This is a genomic window from Phytoactinopolyspora alkaliphila (assembly GCF_010550695.1).
GTDB classification, from domain to species: domain Bacteria; phylum Actinomycetota; class Actinomycetes; order Jiangellales; family Jiangellaceae; genus Phytoactinopolyspora; species Phytoactinopolyspora alkaliphila.
On sequence record NZ_JAAGOB010000002.1, the window covers coordinates 588760 to 609565 of the forward strand.

The window sequence follows — 20806 nt, forward strand, 5'->3', positions numbered from 1 at the left end:
CAGTGAGGAGTTCAGGAGGGACACGACCGCCCGCATGCCGGATCAGGTCTGTGAGCGCCGGTGGCGTCGTCGTCGTTCGATGACCTCCCGAATAGGTGGAACGACGACGCCGTGCTCCGCCATTCGCCGCCGGACCAGTCGCCGCGCCCGGAGGATCCCGACCAGCCCGGATACCCAGATCAGATAGTGCACGCACAGGGCGATCCGGAAGTCGTCGAGCTCATAGGTGCTGGCCCCGCCGGTGCGGATGTCCAGCACGATCCCGACACCCAGGATAGTGATCAACGCGGCAGTGAACCCGCCCACGTTGACGATGCCGGTGGCGGTGCCCAGCCGGTTAGGCGGATTGAACGTCCGCGCGAAGTCGAACGCCACCATCGAGCCCGGTCCGCTCAGCGACAGCGACAGCACCAGGAGGACCAGCGTCCAGATCGGTGCCTGACCCGGCCAGACGATCACCAGCGTCCACGCCGCGGCGTTCGCGACGACGACGCCCAGCACCAGCCAGGAACGCCGCAGCGGATGACGCGTGACCAGCACGCCCAGAACCGGACCGGCCACCCCGCCGGCCAGCACCATGAGCGTCAGCAGCGTACCGGCCAACGCCTGTGAACGGCCCTGGCCGGCGACGATGAACGGGAAGCCCCACATCATCGCGAACACGATGCCCGCGAAGCCGGTGGAATAGTGCGACCAGAGCCCGAGCCGAGTCCCCGGATGTTTCCAGGCGGTCACCAGATCACGACCGGCGCCACCCCAGACACCGGTGCGGATCGGCACAGCCCGCACGTCCGGCGCATCGCGGATCGCGGCCACGGCCAGCACCACCACCAGCACGCTCATACTCGCCGCGGATGTGTACGCGACCGGCCAGCCGAACTGGTGCAGCACCGCCACGAACGGCACCGCCGACAGGACCTGGCCGAGCTGGCCGATCAGCCCGGTGAGCTGCGTCATCACCGGTACCCGGCCGGACGGGAACCAGGCGGCCACCAGCCGCAGGACGCTGACGAACGTCATCGCGTCGCCGGCGCCGACGAGCACCCGCCCGCCCATCGCCACCGGCACCGACCCGGCAGCCGCGAGGACCACTTGGCCGGCCGCCATGATCGCGGCGCCGATGATCAGCAGCCGCCGCGGGCCTATCTGGTCCAGCAGGACACCCACCGGCACCTGAAGCCCCGCGTAGACCAGCAGCTGGAGCACGACGAAGGAGGCGAGAACGCTCGCGGAGATGCCGAACCGAGCGGAGGCGTCCAGGCCGGAGACGCCGAAGGAAGTGCGGTGCAGGACCGCGACGATGTACGCGACCAGCCCCACACCCCACACGACCCATGCGCGGCGCGACGTTGCCATCAGGCCACCATTGTCCACCCACACGTGCCTGGCCCGCTGTCCATACGTATGGGTCCGCCCAGGTCAGCTAGGCACCCGGGGTGTGACGCGTCAGCAAGCTCACAGCCGCGGCGCACGCCGGACCCGGGCGGGGTGTGGGTCTTGGTGTCATGTGGGTCTGCGCGTGGCGAAGGTCTGCGCGTTCCTTTGCAATGCGCACACCGGCGCATCAGGGGCACATGACCGTACACGGCGGCGCAGCCTCGTTGCGTATATGTGCGCATTGCAAAGGCACGCGCAGGTGCACCCCATTGAGGCGGCAGCGCGCTGCCGGCCGAAGGTCAAGTGGCGGCCGTCCGGATGTACGTGGTCAGCGAGTCGCGTTCCAGCTCCAGCTCGGTCATCCGGCTCTTGACGACATCACCGATGCTCACGATCCCGATCATCCGGCCGTCCTGGACGACAGGGACGTGGCGGAACCGCCCGTCGGTCATCACTTGAGACAGTTCGTCCAGGTGAGTATCCGGTTCGCAGGTCCGGACCTGCGACGTCATGATCGACGACACCGGGGCGGACAGGATGGCCGCTCCGTCTCTCGCCAGTGCCCGCGCGATGTCTCGCTCGGAGACGATGCCGTCGATGGCGCCGTCGCCGGAAGACACCACGGTAGCGCCGATATGGTGCTCTGCCAGCACCGCGAGCAGCGTGCGGACGTCGTCGCCGGGAGCGACCGTGACCACGGAGTTGCCTTTGGCCCGGATCAGATCGGATACGTGCATGGGGAGCCTCCTGCCGGTGTCGGAGTACACCTCGTGCCTTTGAACCGTACGTTCTCCAGGCCGTTTACGAAAGGTCTTCCGGGAAAACGGCGACGAGAACCGCATGTGACTCCCGGCGTGACGTGTCTCACCATGGCCGTGTATCGTCAGCTTCAACCCGCCCGTGCGCGGGCCACAATTTCATACCCATCCACTTCACTACGGATCGTCCGGCACGTACCTGCCGGTGAAGGGAAGCAGCAGCATGGCCACTGTCACGTATGACAAGGCATCCCGGGTCTACCCGGGTCAGGAGAAGCCCGCGGTCGACAGTCTCGACCTGCAGATCGAAGACGGCGAGTTCCTCGTTCTCGTCGGCCCCTCCGGTTGTGGAAAGTCGACCAGCCTGCGCATGCTCGCCGGCCTCGAGGAAGTCGACGCCGGCGCCATCCGCATCGGGGACCGCGACGTCACCCACATGCCGCCGAAGGACCGGGACATCGCCATGGTGTTCCAGAACTACGCGCTCTACCCGCACATGACGGTTGCCGCGAACATGGGCTTCGCCCTGAAGATCTCCGGTACCCCGAAGGCGGAGATCCAGCGCCGGGTCATGGACGCGGCCAAGCTGCTCGACCTCGTCGAGTACCTCGACCGCAAGCCGAAGGCCCTCTCCGGCGGTCAGCGTCAGCGTGTCGCCATGGGCCGTGCCATCGTCCGTGAGCCGCAGGTGTTCCTCATGGACGAGCCGCTGTCCAACCTGGACGCCAAGTTGCGTGTGTCCACGCGTACCCAGATCGCGTCGCTGCAGCGACGCCTCGGCATCACCACCGTCTATGTCACGCACGACCAGATCGAGGCCATGACCATGGGCGACCGGGTCTGCGTGCTCAAGGACGGCATTCTGCAGCAGGTGGACACCCCGCTGAACCTCTACGACACCCCGGCCAACGTGTTCGTCGCCGGCTTCATCGGCTCCCCGGCCATGAACATCGCCACCTTCGATCTGGCGGACGGCCGCGCCAAGCTCGGCGAGGCCAATGTGGAGGTGCCGACGTCGGTCCTCAGCGCCGTCTCGAACGAAGGCTCGAACACCCTTACGGTCGGTTTCCGTCCGGAGTCGCTGATCCCGTCGTCCGCGGAGGACGAGGGCGGTATCCCGGTCACCGTCGATGTCGTCGAGGAGCTCGGCTCCGACGCGTTCATCTACGGCCACCCCACCGGCCCCAAGGCCGCGGAGGCGACCGACCGGATGCGCAGCGACACCATCATCGCGCGAGTCGAGCCGCGGATGGCTCCGGCCAAGGGCGAGAAGGTCGTATTCAAGGTCAAGGGCGGAGAGTCGCACTTCTTCTCCACCAAGACCGGTGAGCGTATCTCGTACTGACACGGCTCTGAGCACGCACGTCCGGTTCTTCGGACGCGCGCGCTGCACGTGAACACGAGGCGGGACGCTGAGATTTCAGCGTCCCGCCTCGCTGTCGTTCACGCTCTGGTGCTCGGCGGCGGAGCCTGACACGAGAGAATGTGAGCATGGAACTTCGCATCCTCGCCTCGCCGCGCGAGCAGCAGGCACTGCTCGACCTGCCGTGGGACATGCCACTGGAGGAATGGCCCGAGTGGTACCTGGTGGCACTGCCCCGCGGCATCTCCCGGCACGTCGTGCGGTTCACCCGGCTGGGCGGGCGGGTATATGCGCTGAAGGAAGTGGTGCAGTCCTTCGCCGATCGAGAGTACCGGCTCCTGCGTGACCTCGACCGGCTCGACGTTCCTGCGGTCAAGGCCGTCGGCGTCATCAGCGGCCGGGAGGCGCCGGACGGCGAGCCCCTCGACTCCATCCTGGTCACCCGGCACCTGCAGTTCTCACTGCCGTACCGCGCGCTGTTCGCCAGGATGATGCGCCGGGAGACCGTCGACCGGTTGATCGACGCCCTCGTGGTGCTGATCGCCAGGCTGCATTTGCTCGGCTTCTACTGGGGCGACTGCTCCCTGTCCAACACGCTGTTCCGCCGGGACGCCGGCGCCTTCGCCGCGTACCTGGTCGACGCCGAGACGGGCGATCTGCACGAGGCACTCAGCACCGGGCAGCGCGAACACGACATCGAGATCGCCAGGGTGAACATCGCCGGCGAGATGATGGACCTGGCCGCGGCCGGCTACCTGGACGACACGGTGGACCCGATCGCCGTGAGTGACCAGGTCTTCGAGCGCTATCACACGCTCTGGGACGAACTCACGGGCTGGGAAGCGTTTGACGTCAACGACCGCTGGCGGATCGCCCGCCGGGTGGAACGCCTCAACGAACTCGGCTTCGACGTCGCCGAACTGGACATCATCACCGACATCGGCGGACGCACCGTGCGGGTCCAGCCCAAGGTGGTGGATCCGGGCCACCACTCCCGCCGCCTCCTCCGGCTCACTGGCATCGACGCGCAGGAGAACCAGGCCAGGCGGCTGCTCAATGACCTCGACGCCTACGCCGCCGAAACCGACCAGCAGGGTGAGGACGAGGAGATCGTGGCCAACTCGTGGGTCCTGGACTGCTTCGAGCCGGTGATGCGCGCGATCCCCCGTGAGTTCCGAGGCAAGCTGGAGGCGCCGGAGATCTACCACGAGGTCCTGGAGCACCGGTGGTACCTGTCCGAGCAGGCCGGGCACGACGTCGGGCTGAAGGAGACCACTCAGGACTACGTCGACAACGTCCTGCGACACAAGCCGGACGAGCTCGCGATCCTCGGCGGCACGTCGGAGGATCCGGAGCAGACGCAGCCGTTCCGGATCCCGTGGGACGAACTCGGCTGAGCCGTCCTCGACGCCCCGCTGTTGCGTCCTGCGGTCCGTGGCCCAGGGGGCTCGGTCCGCAGGACGCAACGGCGTCTGGACGTCGGCCGGCGACTCATCCGCGGCGCCCGCCGGCGACCACTCCTGCGAGCGCGGCAGCGCCCCAGAGATGCGCCGAGCCTCCGTGTGCCTTCATGCCCCCTGTTCGGCGCCGGGAGCCCCGCGGATTGGTCCTTTCCTCAGCCACTTTCCGGGGCATGCCAGGGTTTGTGGTCGCTGGAAACGGACATTTCGGGCGCATTAACGATGCTAACCCCTGGCATGCGCCGGGACGGAGGGCGCCCAGTCGGGGGGACTAGGGGGTTTCGCGCTCCAGGTGCCGGGCGATCACGAGGCGCTGGATCTGGTTGGTGCCCTCGAAGATCTGCATCACCTTGGCTTCGCGGAAATACCGCTCGACCGGGTAGTCACGGGTGTATCCGGCGCCGCCGAGCACCTGGACGGCGTCCGTCGTCACATTCATCGCGTTGTCCGTGGCGACGAGTTTGGCGACGCTGGCCTCGCGGCGGTACGGCAACCCGGCGTCCCGTCGCTGCGCAGCGGTGATGTACAGCGCCCGGGCCGCCTCCACGGCCGCCACCATGTCGGCGAGCATGAATCCCAACCCTTGGTGGGCGATGATGGCCTGGCCGAACTGCTCGCGGCTCTTCGCGTAGGCCACGGCCGCGTCCAGAGCGGCCTGCGCGAGGCCGGTGCTGACCGCCGCGATGCCCAGCCGGCCGGCGTCGAGCGCCTGCAAGGCGAGGCCGAATCCCGTGCCCTCGTCGCCGATGCGGCGCTCCGCGGGGATGCGCACGCCGTCGAAATGGACCAGCGTGGTGGGCGACCCGGTCAGGCCCATCTTGCGCTCCGGTGCGCCGAAGGAGATTCCAGCCGTGTCGGCCGGAACCAGGAAGCACGAGATGCCGCGGGAACCATCCGGAGATGTCCGGGCGAACACCGTGTAGAAGTCCGCCTGGCCACCGTGGGTGATCCAGGCCTTCGTGCCGTCCAGGATGTACTCGTCACCCGCGCGGACCGCCTTGGTGGTGAGCGCCGCAGCGTCAGAGCCCGCGTGCGGCTCGGACAGGCAGTACGCGCCGAGCAACTCCCCACCGATCATGTCCGGCAGCCAGCGCTTGCGCTGTTCGTCAGTGCCGTGAGCCGCCAGCGGCCAGCAGGAGAGGGTGTGCACGCTGACGCTCAGCGCCACGGTGGCCCACCGCGCCGCCAGCTCCTCCACCACCTGCAGGTAGACCTCGAACGGCTGCCCTCCGCCACCCAGGTCGTCGGCGTAGGGAAGCCCGAGCAAGCCGGTACGCCCGATCAGCTGGAGTAGGTCTCGCGGGTACTGGCCCGCAGCTTCGGCTTCCGACGCCCGCGGCAGTAGCTCGGCGTCGGCGATGTCGCGTACGAGCGTCACCAACTCACCGGCCTCAGGGGTCGGCAGAATACGTGTCACGGGCACGGTAGCTCGCACCTCCGCGGCTCACACCGGTCAGAGGTCGTCCGCCGGCTGTGGTCGTTGTGGCCGGCCGGAGCGCGCTCCTAGGTGGTGACCCGGGTCACACACCCAGCCGGAAGCGCCAGCCTACCGCCTTGCGCGCGCGATCTCGTAGAGGGCCACTCCTGCCGCGACGCCCGCGTTGAGGGATTCCACCTCGCGGGTGATGGGAATTCGGACGACGAGATCACATGCCTGAGCGACGACACGTGACATGCCCGCACCCTCGGACCCCACAACCAGGCACATCGGTTCCGCCAACGTCGCCGCGTCTGCGATCTCAAGCTCGCCGTCTCCGTCCAGGCCGATCACGAACAGGCCGGCCTCACGATAGGCACGCAGCTGCCGCGCCAGATTGGTGGCACGGGCGACGCGAATGCGGGCCGCTGCTCCGGCGGAGGTCTTCCATGCGCCGGCGGTCATGCTGGCGCTGCGCCTTTCCGGGATCAGCACGCCGTGCCCGCCGAACGCCGCCGTGGATCGGACCACTGCGCCCAGGTTCCGTGGGTCGGTCACGCCGTCCACCGCCACTACCAGGGGCACCTCTCCGGCGTTGTGCGCCGCTTCCAGCAGGTCGTCCGGATGGGCGTATTCATACGCGGGGACGGTCAGGGCCAAGCCTTGGTGAACCGCTCCGCCGGTGACCCGGTCCAGTTCGGAACGCGGAGCCTCCAGCAGTGGCAACCGCCGGTCCGAAGCGAGCTTGAGCACTTCACGCACCCGCTCGTCGCTGTCGATCCGCTCAGCGACGTACAGCGCCTTCACCGGAATCTCGGCGCGCAGCGCCTCGACGACGGCGTTTCGCCCGGCGACGGTCTCCGCCGTTCCCGGCCTGCCCCGTACCGCAGTCTGCCGACGAGGTCCCTGGTCCTCGGCCCGAGCCTTCGATGCCGCCCGGCGAGCCTTCGGGTGCCCGGTACGTTCCTCCGCGCGTGGTGTGGGGCCCTTGCCCTCCAGACCGCGTCGCCGCTGCCCACCAGAGCCGACCTGCATGCCCTTTTTCGTGCCGGGCTTGCGCATGGCGCCCCGGCGTCTCGAGTTTCCCGGCATCAGTCAGCCAACTCCCAACGAGTACCTGATGGTCCATCTTCTACAACAATGCCGAGGGCATTGAGGCGCTCCCGGATGGCGTCGGCCGCGGCGAAATCCCGCCGCGCTCTGGCTTCCCGGCGCTGGTCGAGCAGGGTCATCACCAAGCCGTCCACCACCTGCCGGAGGCGATCACCGGAACTTCCCACCGAGTCCAGGCCGACCCACGGGTCAGCCAGCGGATCCAGTCCCAGCACCCCCAGCATGGCACGGACCTGGGCCAGAGATTCCCGCACGGCTGCCTTGTCAGCCGCAGCAAGCGCGTTGTTGCCGTCCCGGACGGTGTCGAAGAGCACCGCCAGCGCCTGAGGCACCGACAGGTCGTCGTCCATAGCGTCGGCGAACGCCTGGGGCACCGATGCGGACCGCACGTCCTCGGGCACCAGTTCCGAGGCCCGGGACACGAACCCCTCGAGCCGGCGGAACGCCGCGGCGTCGGCGGCCATCGACTCCTCGGAGAAGTCGATGTGGCTGCGGTAGTGCGCCGCCAGGAGGTAGTAACGCAGCTCGATCGGTCGGATCCGGCGCACCACGTCGGACACCAGCAACGAGTTGCCGAGAGACTTGCTCATCTTTTCGCCGGACATGGTGACCCAGGCGTTGTGCATCCAGAACCGGGCGAACGGCTGACCCGCCGCACGCGACTGCGCCAGCTCGTTCTCATGGTGCGGGAACTTCAGGTCGATCCCGCCACCGTGGATGTCGAACTCCTCGCCGAGGTACTTCGCGGCCATCGCCGAGCATTCCAGGTGCCAGCCCGGCCGCCCCCGGCCGAACGGCGTCGGCCACGAAGCCGAGGCGGGCTCGCCGGGCTTGTGCCCCTTCCACAGGGCGAAGTCCCGCGGGTCACGCTTGCCTCGTGCATCGGCGTCGGTAGCCGGCTCCATGTCGTCCACCTTCTGCCCGGACAGCTCCCCGTACGACGGCCAGGAGCGCACGTCGAAGTAGACGTCGCCGGAGCCGTCGGCAGCCGGGTAGGCGTGGCCGCCGTCGACGAGGGCCTGCATGAGCTCGACCATCTCGGTGATGTGCCCCGTTGCCCGCGGCTGATAGGTGGCAGGCGTGCAGCCGAGCACCTCGTAGGCGGCGTCGAGAGCGCGCTCGTGGTCGTAGGCCCACGCCCACCAGGGACGTTCGGCCGCCGCGGACTTCGCCAGGATCTTGTCGTCGATGTCGGTGATATTGGCGACGATGGTGACCTCGAGTCCGTTGTACTCGAACCATCGCCGCAGGACATCGAAGACGACTTCCTTGCGAATGTGCCCGATGTGGGGCGGTCCCTGTACCGTCAGACCGCAGTGATAGATACCCACGTGGCCCGGGCGCACCGGAACGAAGTCGCGGATATCTCTTGTGGCGGTGTCGTACAGGCGGAAACTCACCGGACAAGACTAGCTACTCTGGCCCGTATCGACAGCCGCCCCCGACCAGAACCCGTGGAGCAGCACTAGTGTCCGACGTCGAACGGTCCACCCCCGGCCTTCCGGACGCCGGCCTGCCCGATGCCGCCGGTTCGGAAGATTCGTCGCCCGGGACGTCCCCGGCGACGGACCGTCCAGCCCACTGGTGGCTAGCCCCACTGGTCACCGGGATGTCTATGGCAGCGGTACTGGGCTTTCTCACCTGGCAGGTCGTGGTCCGCGGGCCGGCCATCGCGTGGGACTGGCCACTGCACACCTATGTGGACCCGCGCCAACCCGAAGGCGCATCGCGCGAGATGCTCAACGCCGTTGCCAGCCTGGGCGGCCAGCGCCTGTACACCCTTCCCATCCTGGTGGCAGTCGGGCTCTTCGTCGCCTGGAAACAGCGCAACATCCGGGTCCTGGTGGCGGTCGGTTCGGGTCTGGTCACCGTGTTCTTCGTCGGATACTGGATCAAGTTCAGTCTCGCCAGAACGCCACCGCACACCGGCGTGGACATCCTGCACGGAGAGGGGCAGGCGTTTCCCTCCGGGCACACCGCCAACGCCACCCTCACGTGGTTCCTGATCGTCATCATCCTCTTCGGCAGCCGGGGCTGGCGACCGGACCGGCGGCTCTTCCGCCGCTGGCTGCCGGCCGCCATCGCCATCGTCTTCGTGTCCGGCATGCTCATGACGTTGCTGGACTACCACTGGCTCAGCGACATCCCGGGCGGGTGGGTCCTGGGCGGCCTGGCGCTGTCGGTGGCCACCGCCGTGCTGCGGCTCCCGGTCCCGTGGCCGGCCCTGACCTGGCCGCCGTCCCTCGCCGCTAGAAACTGACCAGGGCCACCGCGGTAGCCGCCAAGCCCTCGCCCCGTCCGGTGAGCCCGAGCCCGTCGGTGGTGGTTCCGCTGATGCTGACCGGCGCGCCGACGGCCCGGCTCAGCGTCTCCTCCGCCTCGGCCCGGCGCAGCCCGATCTTGGGGCGGTTGCCGATCACCTGTACCGCGACGTTGCCGATGACGCCCGCCCGCTCATCGACGAGCCGCGCCACCTCGGCGAGCAGCGCGATGCCGGACGCGCCCGACCATTCCGGCCGGTCGGTGCCGAAGACGGCGCCGAGATCGCCGAGGCCCGCCGCGGACAGCAGGGCGTCACAGGCAGCATGAGCGGCGACGTCGCCGTCGGAGTGCCCAGCGCAACCGGCCGGCTCGTCCGGCCAGAACAGGCCCGCCACCCAGCACGGGCGTCCGTTCTCCAGTGGGTGGACATCCACCCCGATGCCGACTCTGGGAATCATGGGGACTCCTCTACCGTGCCTCGCCGACTGGTGAGCACGGCCTCGGCAAGTTCCACGTCGAGCGGCCGCGTCACCTTGAACGCCTCCGCATGGCCCGGGATGACGCGCACCGGGCAGCCGATCCGTTCGACGAGGCCGGCGTCGTCGGAGACGTCGTTGTCGCCGCGTCGCAATGCCTCATGGTGCGCCCGCTCGAGGATTTCTCGTGTGAAGCCCTGTGGTGTCTGCACAGCGCGCAGTCTGGACCGATCCGGCGTGGCGATCACCTCACCGAGCGGACCGACCTCCTTGAGAGTGTCGACGACGCCGAGGCCCGGCACCACGGCGTCGTCGCCACCGGCCACCGCGGCGGCCACATCGGCAAAGAGGGCTGCGGGTGCGAGGCAGCGCGCGGCGTCGTGCACCAGCACCACCCGAACGTCCGCCGGCAGCTCCGCGAGCGCGGCGCGTACGGAGGCCTGCCGGGTGGCGCCGCCATCGACCACGCGCAGCGCGGCCCCGGCCGGAAGCTCCCGCTCGATCATGCTGTGGACGGACGCGGCCTGCCCCATCGGTGCAGCAACCACCACGCTGGTGACGACCCCCGAGGCGGTGCCGGCCCGGACCGCGTGGACGAGCAGCGACTCACCGCCGACGGCGAACAGGGCCTTCGGCATACCCACGCCCAGGCGCTCACCCAGCCCGGCGGCCGGGATGACCAGGCCCACCGCGGCCACCGTCACCTCCACGATCGGTTGCACACTGAACGCGAAAAGGCCACGCCCGTTGGGGCGCGGCCTCTCGCCACCGTTCTCAGTCCCGCGGCACGTTCAGCCGGCGAGAACCTCGTCCAGGAGGGTCTCCGCCTTGTCTTCGTTGGTGTGCTCAGCGAGCGCGAGCTCAGACACGAGGATCTGCCGTGCCTTCGCCAGCATGCGCTTCTCGCCGGCCGAGAGGCCGCGATCACGCTCCCGCCGCCACAGATCCCGGACGACTTCGGCTACCTTGATGACGTCACCCGAGGCCAACTTCTCCAGATTCGCCTTATATCGACGGGACCAGTTGGTGGGCTCTTCGGTATGCGGAGCCCGAAGGACCGAGAAGACCCGGTCAAGCCCTTCCTGGTTGACCACGTCGCGAACGCCGACCAAGTCGACATTGTCTGCCGGGACCTTGACCGTCAGGTCACCCTGGGTGACCTTCAAGACGAGGTACTGGCGTTCCTTTCCTTTGATGACCCGAGACTCGATCGCCTCAATGAGCGCAGCCCCGTGGTGCGGGTAGACAACCGTCTCGCCGACCTTGAAAGTCATATGTTCCTGTCCCCTTTCCCACACCAAGGATAGCACGACTTTGGCAGACCTCTAGAGCGTTTATGCTGGTCAGAGCCAAAAGTAGGGCTTGACAATCCATTGACCACGTGCTTCGACCAGCCTTTCAGCGCAGGTGAACGGGCGTTCTCAGGCCCGATGGTTGTGGAGACGGCCGCGAAGAAACCGATCTTCCTGGACCGTTCCCACGCCGCCTCGTCCAGCGATGGCCGGCATGCGCACCCCCTGCGACCGGGCAGCCCCACGGCCCCTCGGTACTCTTGGACCGACATGTTTCCGCGCGTTCCACAGCACGTCGTCGAGGAGTCACCGGTGAATTCTGCCATCCGCCGCAGCGTCCTGCTCAGCCTTCCAGCGCTGGCGCTCACTCTCGGCGGGTGCGGCATCTACGAACAGACCCAAGGGTGGTACCCGCGCTACAACGGCGCACCGGCCGAGGCCGGAGACATCGGTCTGCGCAATGTCCTGGTCGTGGCGTCCACGGACGGCCAGGCCACGGTGTTGTCGTCGTTCGCGAACCGTGGTGAGGCCGATCAGCTCGTCGAGGTCCGCATCGGAGACGCGTCAGCCACACCCGCGGACGGCCCCTTGGAGATACCGGCGCGCGGGTACGCGTCGCTGGGCCCGGAAACCGAGCAGGTGGATCTGCAGGACGTCGAACTCACACCGGGCCTCACCACCGAGGTCGAGTTCCATTTCGCCAACGCACCGCGCGTCACCGTGGAGACTCTGGTCAAGAAAGCCGACGGACCCTATGCCGCCGTCACGTTCCCCGAGACCCAGGAGCTTCCCACCGACGACGCCGCCGACCTGGGCGGCGACGACGACGGCGGTGAGCCAGGTAGCGACGACGCTGAGGACCCCGACGCTGAAGACGCCGAGGACGAGAACGCCGACAGCTGAGCGCAGTACTCTCCCGCCGGTGCTCGGCAGCACCCTCCCGGCGCACCGCCACTGACCTCACCACCCCTCGCGGCATCACCACACCAGGCCCCCCACCGGGCCTTGCCTCGCACCGTGTCGCGGCTCGGTTCCCCCGCTCCGGCGCCGCGTCATCTACTCTGGGCATCACATCCACCTGTCGAGACGTGAGGACGCGGCAGACCATGAGTAACCGCTCTCAGCGAGGCGACGGAGAGGTACCCGCACCGGCCATTCCGGCTGAGCGGGTCACCATCGGCCTCGTGGCGAAGGTGGCCGGCGTTTCCCGGGCCACCGTGTCCCGTGTGATGAACGGCAATCCGCGCGTCGCCGAAGACCTGGCAATGCGTGTCCGCTCGGCCGCGGAAGAGCTCGGCTACGACCCCAGCCCGGTGGCCAGGAGCCTGGCGCTTGGCCGGACCGGGATCATCGCCATGCTGGTGCCCGATCTCGGCAACCCGATGTTCCAGGGCATTCTGCACGGCCTTACCGACGCCGCCGGTGAGCAGGACTATCGCCTGCTTGTGGCCGATTCCAACGAGAACCTCCACGAGGAACCGGTGCTCGCCGTTGAGGCCCGGCGCCGCTGTGACGGCTTGGTGCTGTGCGCGCCTCGGATGACGGATGAGCAGCTGTACGAACTCGCTCCCAGGCTCGCGCCCTGCGTCCTCATCAATCGGGAACTGCCAGGCACCACGGTTCCGTCGCTGACCATCGACTTCGCGGCGGGCATCCGGGACCTGGTGACCCACCTGCTCAGTCTGGGACACCGGCGCTTGGCGTACCTGGCCGGTCCCGGCACGAGCGTGTCTAACCGCAACCGGGTCGAGGCCCTGCACAAGGCGGCAAAGAACACCTTCGAGCTGCTCGAGCTGCCATGCGGCGCCACCTTCGCCGACGGCCACGCCGTCGCCGACCACCTGACCGATCACGATGTCACGGCGGTGATCGCGTACAACGACCTCGTGGCGTTCGGCGCGTTGAGCAGGCTGCACGAGCTCGGGATCAACGTGCCCACGCAGATGTCGATCGTCGGATTCGACGACATCCCGTTTGTCAGATACACCACACCGCCACTGACCACCGCTTCGGTGCCGATGGACCGGCTCGGCCCTGAGGCCTGGCGGCGGCTGTGGTCTCTGATGAGCGGCGAGACGCCGGAGAAGAACGTCCACTTCCGCCCGCGCCTCGAAGTCCGCGGCAGCACCGGGCCCGCGCCTAGCTGAACGGCTCCATCGCGGCGCGCTCGGCCTCCGCTCTGCCCGGCCCACTCGGCCTGGCCCGGCCACTCCGCCTTGCCCACTCCGCCTGGCCCTTCTACCTGACCCGTTCTACCTGAACCACTCCACGTGGCCCGCGTCGCCAGGAGAGACGGCCGGCTCCGCGACCCCTCCATCCGTGTTCACGCTGCCTTCGCTCTCCGAGCCGCGCACCTCCCGGGGTCGCGGGCCCATTCATTGCCTTGAAACCGGTTTCCTGTATGCTGGCGCCTGCGCGGGCACGACAGAACGATCGGAGCGATGTGGCGAGGAGTGGGCCGATGGCCGAAGTAGACATGAGTGACGATCGCTTGTTGCCGCCTGAGCCGTCCGTGCGGGCCCTGGCACGAGAGCTTTTCGCGCAGGTGAGAGACCTGCCGCTGGTCTGTCCGCACGGACACGTCGACCCCGCCCTGCTGGCCGAGGACGAGCCCTTCCCGGATCCGGCGCAGCTGTTCATCATCCCGGATCACTACGTGCATCGCATGCTTCACTCCGCTGGCATGTCGCATGCGGAGTTAGGCCTGGTAGACGTAGACAACACCCCGCGAGAGACCGATTCCCGACAAGTGTGGCGACTGCTGTGCGAAAACTGGCACCTGTTCCGCGGCACTCCCAGCAAGTTGTGGCTCGAGATGGAGCTCGCGGGCGTCTTCGGCATCACCACCCGGTTGGCCGCCGATACCGCCGACGACGTGTATGACCAGCTCCTGGACCGGCTCGGCCGACCCGAGTTCCGCCCGCGCGCCCTGTTCGAGCGCTTCAACATCGAGGCACTCGCCACCACCGACGACGCCACGGACCAGCTGGCGGCCCATCGGCTGATCGCCGACGACGCGTGGACCGGCCGTGTCATACCCACCTTCCGGCCGGACAAGGTGCTTGACCCCGATCAGCCTGCCTTCCACGAATCGCTCCGGACGCTGGGCGAGGTCACCGGTGAGGACACCACGTCCTACCGGGGATACCTCGACGCGTTGCGGCAACGCCGCGAGTACTTCGTCCGGATGGGCGCCACCGCCACCGACCACGGCCACCCCAGCGCCTACACGGCCGACCTGCCCGGCACCGATGCCGAGAAGCTCTTCCGCCGGATCATCGAGCGTGACCACGATCCCGTCGACGCCGAGCAGTTCCGCGGGCACATGCTCACCCAGATGGCCGCGATGAGCCTCGACGACGGCCTGGTAATGCAGCTTCATCCGGGTGCGGTCCGCAACCACGACCCCCGTCTGCTGGCTCGTTACGGCCCGGACAAGGGTGCCGACATTCCCGCCCCCACGGACTACGTCAACAACCTGCGCCCGCTGCTCAACAAGTACGGCAACGAACCCGGGCTCACCCTCGTTGTGTCCACGCTCGACGAGTCGGCGTACTCCCGCGAACTGGCCCCGCTGGCTGGGTACTACCCGGCCATGCTGCTAGGCCCGGCATGGTGGTTCTACGACAGCCCGCACGGCATCCGCCGGTATCGGGAGCTCGTCACCGAGACCGCCGGCTTCTACAACACCGCCGGCTTCAACGATGACACCCGGGCGTTCGCCTCCATTCCGGTCCGCCACGACGTCGCCCGGCGCATCGACTGTGGCTACTTGGCTCAGCTCGTGGCGGAGCACCGGCTGTCCATCGACGAAGCGCATGAGACGGCGCGCGCGATGGCCTACACCCGCGCCAAGGAGGTGTACAGGCTGTGACGGGAAACCTCCCGGGAGACGCGGGCGGCCGGCTCGGCTTGGCCGGGCTGGGTGCCGTACCCGAGCCGGCACGGCCGGGCTACGACCCGCGGGATCTGCAGGTGGGGTTGGTCCACCTCGGCGCCGGTGCGTTCTTCCGCGCCCATCAGGCCTGGTACACGCACCAGGTGACCTCCGGTGGCGATCACACCTGGGGTGTCCTGGCCTCTAGCCAGCGGTCTCCAGCGGTCACCGATCGGCTCGCCGCTCAGGACGGCCTCTACAGTCTGCTCGTGCGGCCCACGCACGGTCCGCCCAGCGTGGGCGTCGTCGGCGTCATCCGGCGAACCGCGTGCGCGGCCGTCGACCCACAACCCATCATCGACGCACTGACCAGTCCCGATGTTCACGCGGTCACGTTGACGGTGACGGAGAAGGGGTACCGGCTCGACGGTGGCCGTCTCCGGCTCGACGGCGAGATCGACGCCGATCTCGCCGGTCGCCCGCCCGAGACCGTCGTCGGGCAGCTCGTCCGCGGCCTCCAGGGACGAGCGGTACATGGCGCCGGTCCGATCGCTCTGATCTCATGCGACAACCTGAGCGACAACGGCGTGGTGCTGAGCCGGCTGGTCCGCGACTTCGCCGAGCGCCTGTCCGGACCCGACGCCGAGGTGACCCGCGAGTACATCGAGCGGCAGACGACATTCCCCAGCACCATGGTGGACCGGATCGTGCCAGCCACCGCCGATGCCGACCGGGCCGAGGCACACCGGCTGCTCACCGTCCGTGACGACGCCGCCGTGGTGGCGGAGCCGTTCACCCAATGGGTCATCAGCGACGAGTTTCTCGGGCCACGCCCGGCATGGGAGAAGGCCGGAGCGACACTCACCACGGACGTCGCGGGCTACGAGCGCGTCAAGCTCCGGCTGCTCAACGCCACCCACTCGCTCATCGCCTACCTGGGCGCGCTCGCCGGCTATCGCACCATTGCCGACGCCCTGGCCGACCCGCTGATCGAGCGGGCGGCCCGCACGCTGATCGAGCAAGACACGATCCCGACGCTGACGGCTCCGGACGGGCTCGACCTGGCTGCCTACAGCGAGGATGTCCTGAGCCGGTTCGCCAACCCCGCGCTCGGGCACCGCACGGCCCAAGTCGGCATGGACGGCAGCCAGAAGCTCCCGCAACGCATCCTCTCCGCCGTGCGTGAGCGCCGCTCCACGGGAGCCGTCCCACGGATCGGAGCTCTGCTGGTCGCGGCGTGGATGCGCTTCCTTCTCGGCCGGGACGACCAAGGTGGCACCCTTGAGGTGTCCGACCCGATGGCCGGCCGGCTGGTCCAGCTTCTCGACAGCGCCGTCCCGACGCGCGAGACCGTTCGCAATGTCCTGGCCGTGCGTGAGGTCTTCTGCGACGACCTCGCCCACGACGACCAGTTCGTCGATGCCGTGACGTACTGGTACACCGCTCTGCGCGACCATGGCGTCGCCCCCACATTGCAAGGAGTGTGACGATGACACGAAAGCGGTACGCCGTCGTAGGACTCGGCTCGCGGTCCGCGATGTACACCCGCGCGCTGCTCACCGACCACCGTGACGCCGGCGAGCTGGCAGGCCTGTGCGACGTCAACCAGACCCGAATGGATCACCACAACAAGCGCTTCGCCGACGAGTTCGGCGCCGGCCCGGTGCCCACGTACGGTCCAGCCGACTTCTCGCGGATGCTGGACGAGCAACGCGTCGACGCGGTGATCGTCACCTCCGTCGACCGGACCCACCACGACTACATCGTCCAGGCGCTGGAGAACGGCCGGGACGCGATCACCGAGAAGCCGCTGACCACCGACGAGGAGAAATGTCAGCAGATCCTCGACGCGCAAGCCCGCACCGGCGGCAAACTCACCGTCACGTTCAACTACCGATACGCGCCGCGCAACAGCGCCGTTCGGGAACTGATCGGCTCCGGCGCCATCGGGGACGTGCAGTCGGTGCACTTCGAGTGGTTGCTGGACACCAGACACGGCGCGGACTACTTCCGTCGCTGGCATCGGGACAAGCGCAACTCCGGCGGGCTGATGATTCACAAGTCCAGCCACCACTTCGACCTGGTGAACTGGTGGCTCGACGCAACGCCGAGGACGGTGTTCGGCTTCGGGGACCTGAAGTTCTACGGCTCGGACAACGCCCAGGCCCGTGGCCAGGCAATGCGCAGCTACCGCAGCCACGGCAGCCCCGACCTAGCCACCGACCCGTGGGCGATCGATCTGGAAAGCGAGCCGGAACTGAAGGCGCTGTACCTTGACGCCGAGGGCGAGGACGGCTACATCCGCGACCGCAACGTCTTCAGCGACGGGATCAGCATCGAGGACGACATGGCGGTGCTCGTGCGCTACGACACGAAGGCCACCATGAGCTACCACCTCACCGCCTACTCGCCGTGGGAGGGCTACCGGGTGGGGTTCAACGGCACCAAGGGCCGGGCGGAGCTGGAGGTGGTCGAGCGCTCCTACGTCAGTGGCGAGGTCATCGACCCGAACGCGGCCGGTGCCGACCAGCCCGACAACGACCCGATCGACAAGACGAGACTCACCGTGCAGCCGCTGTGGGGCAAGGCACGCCGGGTCGACATCAGCGAGGAAGGCAGCGGAGGACACGGCGGCGGCGACCGCCGGCTGCTCGCGGACATCTTCGCCGAGCAGCCCGAGCCGGACCCGCTGCGGCGCGCCGCGGGCCACGTCGATGGGGCGTACGCCATGCTCACGGGCGCGGCGGCGAACCGGTCGTTCGCCACAGGTCTCCCGGTCGACATCGCAGACCTCGTCACCTTCCATGATCATTGACTATCGCGCACCGGGGCACGTCCGCGATCGTCAATGATCATGGGCGGGGGCAGGGCGGGGTCCGGTATAGACACCGCGCGGGCGGAACCTGAGCCCGGGCTCCTGGTATTCCTCCAGCGCGTGGGCGATCCAGCCGATGGTCCGCGCGACCGCGAAGACCGCCTCGCCGGCGTCCGGCCGCATCCCGCACGCGTGCATCATCGCCGCGAGCGCGAGGTCGATGTTGGGTGGCCAGAGCCCGCCGCGCCCTAGCTCGTCAGCGACGGCGTCGACCGCCGCCAGAACGGGTCCGGCACCATCGAGCTGACGCAGCAGGCGGAGAAGCAGGTCGGCTCGGGGATCGCGCTCCTGGTAGACGCGGTGCCCGAACCCCGGCACGCCTGTGCCCGCTCGCAGCCGCTCGGACACGGCGACGAGCGGGCCCGCCATCGCTTCGGCCAGGAATCGGTACGTTTCGCTGCTGGATGCGCCGTGGTACTGCGCATCGAGCGCTCCCAGGCCCGCCGAGACGACGGCGTAGGGATGCGCCCGGGCGCTGGCCGCCACCCGGGCCGCGACGGTCGACGCCGCCAAGCCGTGATCAGCGAGCAGAATCAACGCGGCGTTGAGGAGCTCGCTCCGGGGTTCCTGGCGGGACAGCGCCGGCCACAGCCGATCGGCAAGCGCCGCCGCGCGTGGCCGGGCGGCGCCGTCCGCGGGGCCGGCGACCGGCTCGTCGGTGGCACCGTGATCGGCCGGCGCCTGCCGTGGCAGCGCATCCACCATGGCCGCCAGCATGATTTCGCCCGTGCGCACGACGGCCGCAGGAGACAGGTCGAAGCGCAACGGATCCGCCGCGCCGAGCACAGCGACCACGACCCGGAGGTGGTCGGTGAGCCGGGCCGAGGCGGGCAACGGCGCCGCGGCCGCTCTCGCCACCGCGGCCAGCTCCCCGGCTGACGAGAACGGTGTATGCCCGCCCGCGCCGTCATCCCCGAAGCGGCCCGTCCACAGGAAGCGGGCCACCGACTCCAGCGATCTGGTCGTCGCCAGCTCGCCTGCCTCTACCCCGCGGTAGTACAGCAGGTCGTCCTCGAGCAATGTGACCGCCGTGGCGATGCGCTCCACGACTCCCGCTGCCGGCCGGTTCTCCCGGCTCCGCCCGGCGAACTGGTCGACGTCGTGCTCGGAGAACAGACTGCCTCGCCGGCCGCTGACCCGGACGCTGGCGAGCAAGCCACGGCTGACGTACGCGTACACGGTCTCCGTCTTGACGCCCAGGCGCGCAGCGACCTCCGACGTGGTGAGATACCGGCCGTCGCTGTCATCCATCTGACCAGTTCCTTTGCATTCACATTGACGAAATCAACGTTGACAACAATTGACTGCTCATCAACTGTAGCGGTGAGAAGGAGGTGCGTTGCATGACAACACCGTCGAACGGCCTGATCGAAGCGCCCCGCGGGCTCAGAAACGTGGCAGTGACCAGCACAGAGCTGGGTGACGTGCGCGGACGTGAGGGCTTCTACCACTACCGCCAGTATTCGGCGATCGACCTGGCCGTGTCTCGCACGTTCGAGGACGTGTGGTTCCTGTTCCTGGAAGGCAGACTCCCCGACGCCGCCGAGCGGCGACGGTTCGGCGAGGAGATCGCCGCACTGCGGCCGCTCCCGGATGAGCTGACCACGATCCTGCCGGAGATCGCCCGGGCGGGGCGGGAACTCCAGCCGCTGTCAGCCCTGCGGACCGCGTTGTCATTCCTCGCCAGCGCCCGTGATCTGCGTCCTCTCTGGGACATCGACGCCGAACTCCGCAAGCAGGACGCCATGATGGTCTGTGCCGTGACCCCCACCATCCTGGCCGCGCTGCACCGACTCCGGACCGGAAGCGAGCCGCTGAGCCCCCTGCCCGCTCTCTCCACAGCGGAGAACTGGCTCTACATGATCACCGCCCGACGCCCCGCACAGGCGCACGCCAAGGCCGTCGAGACGTACCTGACCTCCACGATCGACCACGGCTTCAACGCGTCGACCTTCACCGCGCGGGTCGTGGCGTCCGCCGGCGCGGACCTGGTCTCGGCGGTCACCGCCGCCATCGGCGCGTTCTCCGGCCCCCTACACGGCGGAGCACCCGATCGCGCTCTGGAGACGATCGATACCATCGGCACGCCAGACCGGATCGACGAGTGGATCCGTCCGAGGGTCGCGGCAGGTGAGCGGATCATGGGCTTCGGGCATGCCGCCTACCGCACGCAGGATCCGCGGGCACGGCTGCTCCGGGAGACCGCGCTCGAGCTCGGCGGTGGCCTGGCCGAGTTCGCGGCCGTGGTGGAACAGCGCGTCGTCGAGATCCTCGCCGAGCTGAAGCCCGGACGCGAGCTGTACGCGAACGTGGAGTTCTACGCGGGTGTGGTGATGGAACTGTGCGGAATCCCCCGCTCGATGTTCACGCCGACGTTCGCCGTCAGCCGGGTGATCGGCTGGTCGGCCAACATCCTGGAAGAAGCGGCCGCCGGCAAGATCATCCGGCCATCGGCCCGCTACGTGGGCCCGGAGCCGCCTCAGCCGGTCCCCGCAGGATGAAACCTCCCCTGATCATCGGCTTGAGCCGTGTCATC

The 20806-nt window shown here is 68.5% G+C and carries 18 protein-coding genes; 9 read left to right on the plus strand and 9 right to left on the minus strand.

Annotated elements, in window-relative coordinates; translation table 11 throughout:
- Positions 1-42: 42 nt before the first annotated feature.
- Entirely contained in the window at positions 43-1356 is a 1314-nt protein-coding gene (locus tag G1H11_RS05725; protein ID WP_163816858.1) for an MFS transporter, read from the minus strand.
- Between the two features lie 320 nt (positions 1357-1676).
- Positions 1677-2114: a CBS domain-containing protein gene (locus G1H11_RS05730; protein WP_163816860.1), complete on the minus strand. Its 438-nt coding sequence runs from the start codon at positions 2112-2114 to the stop codon at positions 1677-1679.
- A gap of 244 nt (positions 2115-2358) precedes the next feature.
- On the opposite strand from G1H11_RS05730, the gene G1H11_RS05735 reads away from it, so the two are divergent.
- Positions 2359-3480, plus strand: a complete 1122-nt coding sequence (locus G1H11_RS05735) for an ABC transporter ATP-binding protein (RefSeq protein WP_163816862.1) — start codon at positions 2359-2361, stop codon at positions 3478-3480.
- A 146-nt stretch (positions 3481-3626) separates the two neighbouring features.
- Entirely contained in the window at positions 3627-4895 is a 1269-nt protein-coding gene (locus G1H11_RS05740) for a DUF4032 domain-containing protein (protein ID WP_163816863.1), read from the plus strand.
- A gap of 334 nt (positions 4896-5229) precedes the next feature.
- Here G1H11_RS05740 and G1H11_RS05745 read toward each other — a convergent pair whose 3' ends face one another.
- The 3 genes from G1H11_RS05745 to cysS all read right to left on the minus strand — a co-directional run bounded on the left by G1H11_RS05745 (position 5230) and on the right by cysS (position 8888).
- Positions 5230-6381, minus strand: a complete 1152-nt coding sequence (locus tag G1H11_RS05745) for an acyl-CoA dehydrogenase family protein (RefSeq protein ID WP_163816865.1) — start codon at positions 6379-6381, stop codon at positions 5230-5232.
- Between the two features lie 123 nt (positions 6382-6504).
- Positions 6505-7467 carry a 23S rRNA (guanosine(2251)-2'-O)-methyltransferase RlmB gene (gene rlmB / locus G1H11_RS05750; protein ID WP_163816867.1) on the minus strand — a complete coding sequence of 321 codons (963 nt, stop codon included), beginning with the start codon at positions 7465-7467 and terminating at the stop codon, positions 6505-6507.
- A complete protein-coding gene (gene cysS / locus G1H11_RS05755; RefSeq protein WP_163816869.1) occupies positions 7467-8888 on the minus strand; it encodes a cysteine--tRNA ligase in 1422 nt (473 codons plus the stop codon). The genes rlmB and cysS overlap by 1 nt, the downstream gene beginning before the upstream one ends.
- Positions 8889-8956: 68 nt before the next feature.
- On the opposite strand from cysS, the gene G1H11_RS05760 reads away from it, so the two are divergent.
- Positions 8957-9748, plus strand: coding sequence for a phosphatase PAP2 family protein (locus G1H11_RS05760; RefSeq protein ID WP_163816871.1), 792 nt, complete (start codon positions 8957-8959; stop codon positions 9746-9748).
- Here G1H11_RS05760 and ispF read toward each other — a convergent pair.
- The 3 genes from ispF to G1H11_RS05775 all read right to left on the minus strand — a co-directional run bounded on the left by ispF (position 9738) and on the right by G1H11_RS05775 (position 11500).
- Positions 9738-10208: a 2-C-methyl-D-erythritol 2,4-cyclodiphosphate synthase gene (ispF, locus tag G1H11_RS05765; RefSeq protein ID WP_163816873.1), complete on the minus strand. Its 471-nt coding sequence runs from the start codon at positions 10206-10208 to the stop codon at positions 9738-9740. The genes G1H11_RS05760 and ispF overlap by 11 nt on opposite strands.
- Positions 10205-10948: a 2-C-methyl-D-erythritol 4-phosphate cytidylyltransferase gene (ispD, locus tag G1H11_RS05770; protein ID WP_216843477.1), complete on the minus strand. Its 744-nt coding sequence runs from the start codon at positions 10946-10948 to the stop codon at positions 10205-10207. Before ispD ends, ispF begins: the two co-directional genes overlap by 4 nt.
- Positions 10949-11017: 69 nt before the next feature.
- Positions 11018-11500 carry a CarD family transcriptional regulator gene (locus G1H11_RS05775; RefSeq protein ID WP_163816875.1) on the minus strand — a complete coding sequence of 161 codons (483 nt, stop codon included), beginning with the start codon at positions 11498-11500 and terminating at the stop codon, positions 11018-11020.
- Between the two features lie 330 nt (positions 11501-11830).
- Here G1H11_RS05775 and G1H11_RS05780 point away from each other — a divergent pair, with 330 nt between their 5' ends.
- From G1H11_RS05780 to G1H11_RS05800, 5 genes are all read left to right on the plus strand, one after another.
- A complete protein-coding gene (locus tag G1H11_RS05780; RefSeq protein ID WP_163816877.1) occupies positions 11831-12421 on the plus strand; it encodes a hypothetical protein in 591 nt (196 codons plus the stop codon).
- Positions 12422-12624: 203 nt separating this feature from the next.
- Positions 12625-13665: a LacI family DNA-binding transcriptional regulator gene (locus tag G1H11_RS05785; protein WP_163816878.1), complete on the plus strand. Its 1041-nt coding sequence runs from the start codon at positions 12625-12627 to the stop codon at positions 13663-13665.
- 314 nt (positions 13666-13979) lie between these two features.
- Positions 13980-15392, plus strand: coding sequence for a glucuronate isomerase (gene uxaC, locus G1H11_RS05790; protein ID WP_163816880.1), 1413 nt, complete (start codon positions 13980-13982; stop codon positions 15390-15392).
- Positions 15389-16882, plus strand: coding sequence for a mannitol dehydrogenase family protein (locus tag G1H11_RS05795; protein WP_216843478.1), 1494 nt, complete (start codon positions 15389-15391; stop codon positions 16880-16882). The genes uxaC and G1H11_RS05795 overlap by 4 nt, the downstream gene beginning before the upstream one ends.
- Before the next feature lie 2 nt (positions 16883-16884).
- Positions 16885-18210: a Gfo/Idh/MocA family protein gene (locus G1H11_RS05800; RefSeq protein WP_163816881.1), complete on the plus strand. Its 1326-nt coding sequence runs from the start codon at positions 16885-16887 to the stop codon at positions 18208-18210.
- Between the two features lie 30 nt (positions 18211-18240).
- On the opposite strand, the gene G1H11_RS05805 is transcribed toward G1H11_RS05800, so the two are convergent.
- Positions 18241-19521 (minus strand): citrate synthase, encoded by a 1281-nt coding sequence (locus G1H11_RS05805; RefSeq protein ID WP_163816884.1) that lies wholly within the window; start codon positions 19519-19521, stop codon positions 18241-18243.
- Positions 19522-19613: 92 nt separating this feature from the next.
- Here G1H11_RS05805 and G1H11_RS05810 point away from each other — a divergent pair, with 92 nt between their 5' ends.
- Positions 19614-20771, plus strand: a complete 1158-nt coding sequence (locus G1H11_RS05810) for a citrate/2-methylcitrate synthase (RefSeq protein WP_163816886.1) — start codon at positions 19614-19616, stop codon at positions 20769-20771.
- Positions 20772-20806 lie beyond the last annotated feature (35 nt).

Bases quoted from the DNA above. Each gene is read 5' to 3' on its own strand.
- G1H11_RS05725 (WP_163816858.1), bottom strand. From the start codon at position 1,356: ATGGCAACGTCGCGCCGCGCATGGGTCGTGTGGGGTGTGGGGCTGGTC.
- G1H11_RS05730 (WP_163816860.1), bottom strand. From the start codon at position 2,114: ATGCACGTATCCGATCTGATCCGGGCCAAAGGCAACTCCGTGGTCACG.
- G1H11_RS05735 (WP_163816862.1), top strand. From the start codon at position 2,359: ATGGCCACTGTCACGTATGACAAGGCATCCCGGGTCTACCCGGGTCAG.
- G1H11_RS05740 (WP_163816863.1), top strand. From the start codon at position 3,627: ATGGAACTTCGCATCCTCGCCTCGCCGCGCGAGCAGCAGGCACTGCTC.
- rlmB (WP_163816867.1), bottom strand. From the start codon at position 7,467: ATGCCGGGAAACTCGAGACGCCGGGGCGCCATGCGCAAGCCCGGCACG.
- ispF (WP_163816873.1), bottom strand. From the start codon at position 10,208: ATGATTCCCAGAGTCGGCATCGGGGTGGATGTCCACCCACTGGAGAAC.
- G1H11_RS05775 (WP_163816875.1), bottom strand. From the start codon at position 11,500: ATGACTTTCAAGGTCGGCGAGACGGTTGTCTACCCGCACCACGGGGCT.
- G1H11_RS05785 (WP_163816878.1), top strand. From the start codon at position 12,625: ATGAGTAACCGCTCTCAGCGAGGCGACGGAGAGGTACCCGCACCGGCC.
- uxaC (WP_163816880.1), top strand. From the start codon at position 13,980: ATGGCCGAAGTAGACATGAGTGACGATCGCTTGTTGCCGCCTGAGCCG.
- G1H11_RS05800 (WP_163816881.1), top strand. From the start codon at position 16,885: ATGACACGAAAGCGGTACGCCGTCGTAGGACTCGGCTCGCGGTCCGCG.
- G1H11_RS05805 (WP_163816884.1), bottom strand. From the start codon at position 19,521: ATGGATGACAGCGACGGCCGGTATCTCACCACGTCGGAGGTCGCTGCG.
- G1H11_RS05810 (WP_163816886.1), top strand. From the start codon at position 19,614: ATGACAACACCGTCGAACGGCCTGATCGAAGCGCCCCGCGGGCTCAGA.